The following is a 6,974-nucleotide window of genomic DNA, read 5'->3' on the forward strand; positions in this document are numbered from 1 at the left end:
CGGGATTGTCTAGGTCGCCTTAGCGCGTCCGCCTAGTTGGCGGGGGAAGCGGCCAGCGCCTTGGCGTAGGACTCGAACCGGACGGAGCCTTTGTCGCGATCGTAGAGGATGAAGGCCGGACCGCGCGGCTCCACAGTCTCCTTGGGCAACAGAGCCCGCATCCGGGCGACGACCGAGGCGTACTTCGCTTCCCCCGCCAGGTTCCGCAGCTCCCCAGGATCGGCGACCATGTCGTAGAGCGAGGCGCCTAGGCGGCCGCCTTCCCACTCGGTGTAGCGCCAGCGGTCAGTCCTCACCGTGCGACCGCCCTGAACCTGGGAATAGGCCGGCCGCGTCCACTTGGCGTTGCGGGGCGACGCCAGCAGGGGCCTTAGGCTCACCCCCTCCACGTCTGACCGCGGCGGCAAGCCGGCCAAGTCGACGAGGGTCGGATAGAGGTCGAGCAGTTCGACGGGCTTGGGAGAGGCCGCGCCGTTCCCGCGTGCGCCCGGCGCGCTGACGATCAGGGGGGTGCGCACGGACGCCTCCCACAGGGCGTTCTTCTGCCACTGGCCGTGCTCGCCCAACATGTATCCGTGGTCGCTCATGAAGACGACGATGGTGTTGTCCTTCAGACCCAGCCGGTCCAGCGCGTCCAGCACCTGGCCGACCTGGGCGTCCATGAAGGTCGTCGAGGCGTAGTACGCCTGCATAATCTTGCGCCGCTCGGCTTCCGGCGCGCCGTAGTTCGCCGGCCACATGTTCGAGGTCACCAGCGGCCTGACCGGCGCAGTCTCAGGCGGCTGGTCCTCCAGGCGGATCTGCTCGGGCGGATAAAGATCGAAATAGGCCTTCGGCGCGACGTCCGGCACATGCGGACGATAGAAGCCGGCCGCGATGAAGAACGGCCCGTCCTTTGCCCTTTCGAGCATCTTGACGGTTTCGGCGGCGATGATGCCGTCGGTCTGCTCGGCGTCCTTGCCCTCGTCGTCCAGATAGGCCCAGGCGGCGCCGAACGGGATCCCCGGGGTCATGTTCTTAAGGCGGCCGGCCAGTTCGGCCTCCTTGTCGCGCCCGCGCGGGTTCACGACCTGTGTCCAGGAACGCGTGTCATCAGGGCCGCTGGTCCCAATGTCGTTCGGCACGCCCTGGTGAAAGATCTTCCCGACCCGGCCGGCGAAGTATCCCTGCTGCCGGAAGTACTGGGGCAGGGTGACCGCATCTGGCAGGGCGGCGCGGAAATCGGTCTTCAGGTCGAAGACCCGCGTGGCGTTCGGCCGCCGGCTGGTCAGGAATGAGGCGCGGCTTTGCGCGCACTGTGGGAACTGGGTGTAGGCGCGTTCGAACAGCACGCCCTCGCGCGCCAGTCGGTCGAGATTGGGCGTCTTCACCTGCGGAAAGCCGTAGCCGCCGAACCGCGCGCCCAGGTCGTCGCTCATGATGAGCAGGACGTTCATCGGCTTGGCCGTGACGGCCGCCGACGCCCCCTTCGCAGGGGCTGGGGCGGCCGCCGCGGGCGCCTGCACGCCAAACGAAATGGCGGCCGTCAGGGCGAGCAGTGAGGTCTTGGCTAGGCGGAAGGCTGGCGACATTTGGCTCCCCGATGGTCCACTCAAGGTTCGCTCCCGAGCGCTTGACAACGATTACATGATCGTCGGATAGACAACGTTGTCAAGAATGATCGCAGCGACGCAAGCCGTCAGCCAGCGCATCACAACCTCGGAGGGGAAGCGCAGTGACCAAGGATCTTTCGTACCAATTTGCACGCGGTCGAATGGCTGCATTGATGGCCGGAGCCGCGCTCTGCGCCATGGCCGGCCCGGCCGCCGCTCAGTCGGTCGAGGCCGGCGCGGAGGTCGAGGAAGTGCTGGTGACCGCCCAGAAGCGCACCGAGCGACTCATCGACGTTCCCGTCGCGGTGACGGCGGTCAGCGGCGACAGCCTGGCGGCGAAGAACATCGCCGACACGGCTTCGCTGGTGCGAGCGGCTCCGTCGCTGACCTTCCAAGCGGGGGCGACGCCATCCAACACTTCGTTCCGCATCCGAGGCATCGGGACTTCGCTTTTCGGCCAAGGCGTCGAACCCTCTGTGTCGCTGGTCATCGACGGCGTGGTTATGGCTCGGCCTGCACAGAGCCTGACGGACTTCGCCGACCTGGAGCGGGTCGAAGTGCTGCGCGGGCCGCAAGGGACGCTATTCGGCAAGAACGCCACTGCCGGCGTGGTCCAGCTCGTCACCGCGCGGCCGCGTCACGAACTCGGCGGCAGCGTGGAGGCGACCGCGGCCTCGCACGAGGAATACCGCATCAAGGGCAGTATCACCGGCCCCATCACCGACAACCTCGCTGGGCGCCTGTCGGCCTACTACAACAACGTCGGCGGCTATATCGACAACGTCCGCACGGGCGTCGACGAGGGCGGGTTCGAAAGCTTCGGCCTGCGCGGAAAGCTGGAATGGACGCCGACCGACAAGCTCGACCTGCTGCTGACTGGCGACTATCGGATGTTCATCGGCACCATCGGGCGGCCGGTGATGATCTCGACGCCGAACCCGGTCATGACCCAACTGATTGGGCCGATCGTCGCCTCGTCCAGCAACCGATCCATCGGGACCGATGTCGAGACACTATCGAAGTCCAACCAGGCCCTGGCCTCGCTGGAGGCCAACTACGACCTCGGCTGGGGAACCCTGACCTCGCTGACCGCCTACCAGCACTATCGCGAGCACGGCCAGATCGACGTCGACGGCCTCTACACGCCGCGGCCGATCTATCTCGGCTCGCAGCCCAGCAACGGCAATTCCCGCTTCAGCGTGAATGACGGTCCGATCGAGATCGCCAATTTCAGCCAGGAGCTGCGGATCGCCAACAATCCGGGCCAGCGGCTGTCCTATGTGGCCGGGCTCTACTACTCGGACGTCCTGATCCATCGCGGCTTCAAGCGGGCGATCGAGACCTGCGCGGGCGCCGGCCTGGTCCTGGGCCAACCCTGCGCGACCTACGTGACCCGCTCAGGCTTTCACAGCGCCAAGCTGAAGAGCCAGCACATCTCGGCCTTCGGCCAGGCCGAGTTCGAGCTGGTCGAGAACCTGAAGCTGATCGCCGGCGCGCGGGTTCAGCGCGAGGAGGTCAGCGTGCTCGGCAATCGCACCGGCCAGCCCCTGTCGCCCGGCGACCTGCCGCTGGCGGGGCCGACCGGAACCTATTCGGTGGGCCTGCGCACGGCGGACGACACCGCCGTGACCGGCAAGCTGGGCCTGCAGTACAAGTTCAGCCCCGATATCCAAGGCTACGCGACCTATTCGCGTGGCTACAAGGGGCTAGGCCTGGGCACCGAGCTGACCGAGGATTTCGTGCGCGATCCGCCGGTGATGCCCGAGCACGTCGACGCCTACGAAGTGGGGCTGAAGGGCCGGATCCCGCAAGCCGCGCTCAGCTTCGGCTTGGCTGTCTACTACGCGAAGTACACCGACCTCCAGATCCAGGCGAACCGTTCGGACTCGACCACGGGCGTCATCCAGTACGTGCAGACCAACGCCGGTTCGTCGACGACCAAGGGCTTCGAGTTGGAAGGCGACTGGCGGCCGCATCAGAACTTCTCCCTGTCGGGCTCGCTCACCTATACGGACGCGACAATCGACGTCGACGGCCTCAACTGCCCGCTGCAGTTCCAGGCCAACGCGCCGACCCTGACCAGCGGCTTTCCGACCAACGCCTGCTATCGCGCACGCACCACCAACGGCGCCGGCGCGGTCGTGACCTCCGGGCCGATCCAGGACATCCGCGGCGGCTCGTTGCCGGCCACGCCGAAATGGCGGCTCAGCCTGTCGCCGCGCTATGAGCAGGAACTGGGCGCAAGCGGCTGGTCGGGCTTCGTCCAGATGGACCTGACCTATCAGACCAAGCAGCAGTTCGCGGTCGAGCAGGATCCGCTGCTGGTCCAGAAGGCCTACACCATGGTCAATCTGAGCGCCGGTGTCCGTCATCCAGAGCGCGGCCTGACGGCGAGCGTGTTCGTGCGCAACCTATTGGACGAGACCTACTTCAGCGGCATGTCTCACGCCTCGACGCTCGCGAGTCCACAGTTCCCCAACGAGGTGCAGGCCTACATCCCACGCGACGCCGACCGACTCTACGGCGTGACGCTGGGCGCGAAGTTCTAGAGTTTACCCCCGACTGGCGGGCTTCCTTCGGGACGCCCGCCGATTTTCTAGCCGCGGACCACGCAGCGGAAGCCGATGTGGCCGGTGGAGCTGTCGATCGCCTGCGGATGGCGTGCGGCCGGCCGATAGCGGCGGCAATAGGATTCCGCGCACAGGTGTGACCCGCCCTTGATCACCCTGCGGGGGATGACGACCTGGGGCGTGGCCGGATCGTAGCTGGCTTCCATCGCGCCGCCCTTAGGGTTCGACGGCGCGCAGCAGGGGCTCGCAGGCGCCAGGGCCTGGGCGTCGGCGTACCAGTCGCAGGTCCACTCCCAGACATTGCCGACCATGTCGACCAGGCCATAGCCGTTGGCCGGGAATGCGCCGACCGGCGAGGTCCGCTCCCAGCCGTCCAGGGCCAGGTTCTGCCAGGGGAACTCGCCCTGCCAATAGTTGGCCATCATCGTCCCGCCCGGCGCCAGCTCCCCGCCCCAGGCATAGTCGTCGTCCCCGCCGCCGCGGGCGGCGAACTCCCACTCAGCTTCGGTCGGCAGGGCCTTGCCGGCCCAGGCGGCGTAGGCCGCGGCGTCTTCGTAGGCGACATGAACGACCGGATGGTCGTCGAGCGCCATCGGACCGGGCTTGCCCAGCGGCCTGCGCCAGTAAGCCCCGAACTTGAACTCCCACCACTGGCTCGGATCGCCCAGCCAGACAGGCCGGTCGGTCATGCGGAAGACCAGCGAGCCGGCGCGGGCCATCTCGGGCGGCATGCCGGGATAGTCCTTCGGATCCGGCGCGATCTCGGCCAGCGTCTTGTGGCCGGTGGCCCGCACGAAGGCTGCGAACTGGCGGTTCGTCACCGGCGTCTCGTCGATCCAGAACGGATCGACCCGGACCCGGCGGGCAGGGCTCTCCTCTGGATAGAACCGGTCCGAGCCCATGAGGAACTCACCGCCGTCCAGGCGGCGCATACCGCGAAAATTCTCAGCCATGGCGCGGTCCGGTCGAGCCACGCTCAATGATCTCGAAGTCGAGGACGACATGGCGGCGGGCTTCGTCCTCTTCGGGCTCCAGCAGGAGATCCACGGCCGTCGAGGCCATGTCGCGCAAGGGCCGCCGCACCGTCGTCAACTCCGGCCAGACCAGGCGCGCATAGGGCATGTCGTCGAAGCCGGCGACCGAGAGGTCCTCTGGAACGCGCAGGCCCAGGCGCGCGGCGGCGACCATGACGCCCAGGGCCATGCCATCATTGGCCGCAAAGATCGCGGTCGGCGGCACAGCGCCGCTCAGGAGCTGGCGCGCGCCAGCTTCGCCGCTGCGGAAGGTGAAGTCGCCTTCGGCCTCGAGTTCGGGACGCAGGGGCAGGCCGGCCTTTTCGAGCGCGGTGCGATAACCGATGCGCCGATAGGCCGAGGCGCGGCGATCCCCGCCCGAGATGAAGCCGATATCGCGATGGCCCAGCGCAATCAGACGTTCGGTCATCCGCTCTCCGGCCAGCTTGTCGTCGAGCCCGACGCTGGAGGCGAAGAGATCGCCGCCGTCCGGCGAGATCAGCGCATAACGCAGTCCGCGTTCGCGTAGCGCCTCGAGTAGGGGAGGGTGGAAGGACAGCGGCGGCAGCACCACCACGCCGTCGACGCGGGAATTGTGCAGGCGGTTGGCGACCTCGGTCTCCGAGCCGGCGACGACCTCCTCGACGATGAGCTGGTAGCCGACCTCCCGGCAACGGCGGATGGCGCCGGTCTGGGCGCGGGCGAAATTGTCGAGCCCGCCGCCGCCGAACACCATGGCCATCAGGTAGGAGCGCTTGCTGGCCAGTTGCCGCGCCGAGATGTTGGGCGCGTAGTTCAACATCGCCATCGCCTTGTGCACGGCCTCGCGGCGTTCGGGCGTGACGCTGGCCTCGTTGTTGACCACGCGCGCGACGGTCTTGAAGGAGACGCCCGCCAGCTTGGCGACTTCCTTGATCGTCGGCCGGCGCGCAGGCGGCGAGGCGCGGCTGATGGTTTTCTCGTCGGCTCCCATGACCTGTTGATTATGCGAGGTTTCGGTCCTTGCACAGGCCATGTCGTTGCTGCAGGCGTTCACGCAATGAGCCGTGAGGCGATCGCGCGGATGTTGACAACGTTGTCATTACGCCAACATATCCCGCAGACATCTTAACGCATCGCTGCAGAGGAACTGCACATGTCCCGGCTCTCGACCTTCGCCTGCGCTGCGTTCGCCGCCCTGGCGCTTCCGGCTCAGGCCGCGACGCCGGCGCCGAGCCCTAAGCCGCGGAACATCGTGTTCATCCTGGTCGACGACCTGCGGTTCGACGCCATGGGCTTCCTCACGCCCGGCCTGAAGACGCCGAACATCGACACCCTGGCCAAGAACGGGGTCTACTTCCCGAACGCGGTCGTCACCTCATCGCTCTGCTCGCCCAGCCGGGCGACGATCCTGACCGGCCAGACCGCCCGCAATCACCATGTGGTCGACAACAACAACTCGTCCGAGGCCGGGCTGATCTTTTTCCCGAAATATCTTCAGGAAGCCGGCTACCAGACGGCGTTCTTCGGCAAGTGGCACATGGGCTCGGCCTCCGACGGGCCGCGTCCGGGCTTCGACCACTGGGTCAGCTTCAAGGGGCAGGGGACCTATTTCCCGACCGACGGCCTGACGCCGCAAGAGGTCGCAGCCGGCCGGACCCAGACGCTCAATGTCGACGGCAAGGTCGTACCACTGACCTGATGTCCTTCCTGTAGCGGCCACACCCCCGGTGCGGTTGTTTGCTCTGCGCCAGGACAGCTGGCGCGAACCGAACAGGAGAGGATCGTGGATAGGGACATCATCTTTGTAGGCTTGGACG

At 67.0% G+C, this 6,974-nt stretch carries 5 protein-coding genes; 2 read left to right on the forward strand and 3 right to left on the reverse strand.

Annotated elements, in window-relative coordinates; all coding sequences use genetic code 11:
- Window positions 1-32 precede the first annotated feature (32 nt).
- Window positions 33-1,571: a sulfatase gene (locus tag ACE3T2_RS15875; RefSeq protein ID WP_374659044.1), complete on the reverse strand. Its 1,539-nt coding sequence runs from the start codon at window positions 1,569-1,571 to the stop codon at window positions 33-35.
- Between the two features lie 194 nt (window positions 1,572-1,765).
- Here ACE3T2_RS15875 and ACE3T2_RS15880 point away from each other — a divergent pair, with 194 nt between their 5' ends.
- Window positions 1,766-4,141 carry a TonB-dependent receptor gene (locus ACE3T2_RS15880; protein WP_374659046.1) on the forward strand — a complete coding sequence of 792 codons (2,376 nt, stop codon included), beginning with the start codon at window positions 1,766-1,768 and terminating at the stop codon, window positions 4,139-4,141.
- A gap of 47 nt (window positions 4,142-4,188) precedes the next feature.
- Here the strand turns inward: ACE3T2_RS15880 and ACE3T2_RS15885 are convergent, their stop codons facing one another.
- The gene (locus ACE3T2_RS15885; RefSeq protein WP_374659048.1) at window positions 4,189-5,115 is read right to left on the reverse strand and encodes a formylglycine-generating enzyme family protein; all 927 of its coding nucleotides are present in this window, start codon (window positions 5,113-5,115) and stop codon (window positions 4,189-4,191) included.
- A complete protein-coding gene (locus ACE3T2_RS15890) occupies window positions 5,108-6,148 on the reverse strand; it encodes a LacI family DNA-binding transcriptional regulator (protein WP_374659050.1) in 1,041 nt (346 codons plus the stop codon). Before ACE3T2_RS15890 ends, ACE3T2_RS15885 begins: the two co-directional genes overlap by 8 nt.
- Window positions 6,149-6,310: 162 nt before the next feature.
- On the opposite strand from ACE3T2_RS15890, the gene ACE3T2_RS15895 reads away from it, so the two are divergent.
- On the forward strand, window positions 6,311-6,856 hold the full coding sequence (locus ACE3T2_RS15895; protein WP_374659052.1) for a sulfatase-like hydrolase/transferase: 546 nt from the start codon (window positions 6,311-6,313) through the stop codon (window positions 6,854-6,856).
- The last annotated feature ends 118 nt before the right edge of the window (window positions 6,857-6,974 follow it).

The organism is Phenylobacterium sp., from assembly GCF_041919955.1.
Classification (GTDB): Bacteria; Pseudomonadota; Alphaproteobacteria; order Caulobacterales; family Caulobacteraceae; genus Phenylobacterium.

Excerpts from the sequence above, each read along its gene's own strand:
- ACE3T2_RS15875 (WP_374659044.1), bottom strand. The coding sequence starts at position 1,571 with ATGTCGCCAGCCTTCCGCCTAGCCAAGACCTCACTGCTCGCCCTGACG.
- ACE3T2_RS15890 (WP_374659050.1), bottom strand. The coding sequence starts at position 6,148 with ATGGGAGCCGACGAGAAAACCATCAGCCGCGCCTCGCCGCCTGCGCGC.
- ACE3T2_RS15895 (WP_374659052.1), top strand. The coding sequence starts at position 6,311 with ATGTCCCGGCTCTCGACCTTCGCCTGCGCTGCGTTCGCCGCCCTGGCG.
- ACE3T2_RS15885 (WP_374659048.1), bottom strand. The coding sequence starts at position 5,115 with ATGGCTGAGAATTTTCGCGGTATGCGCCGCCTGGACGGCGGTGAGTTC.
- ACE3T2_RS15880 (WP_374659046.1), top strand. The coding sequence starts at position 1,766 with ATGGCCGGAGCCGCGCTCTGCGCCATGGCCGGCCCGGCCGCCGCTCAG.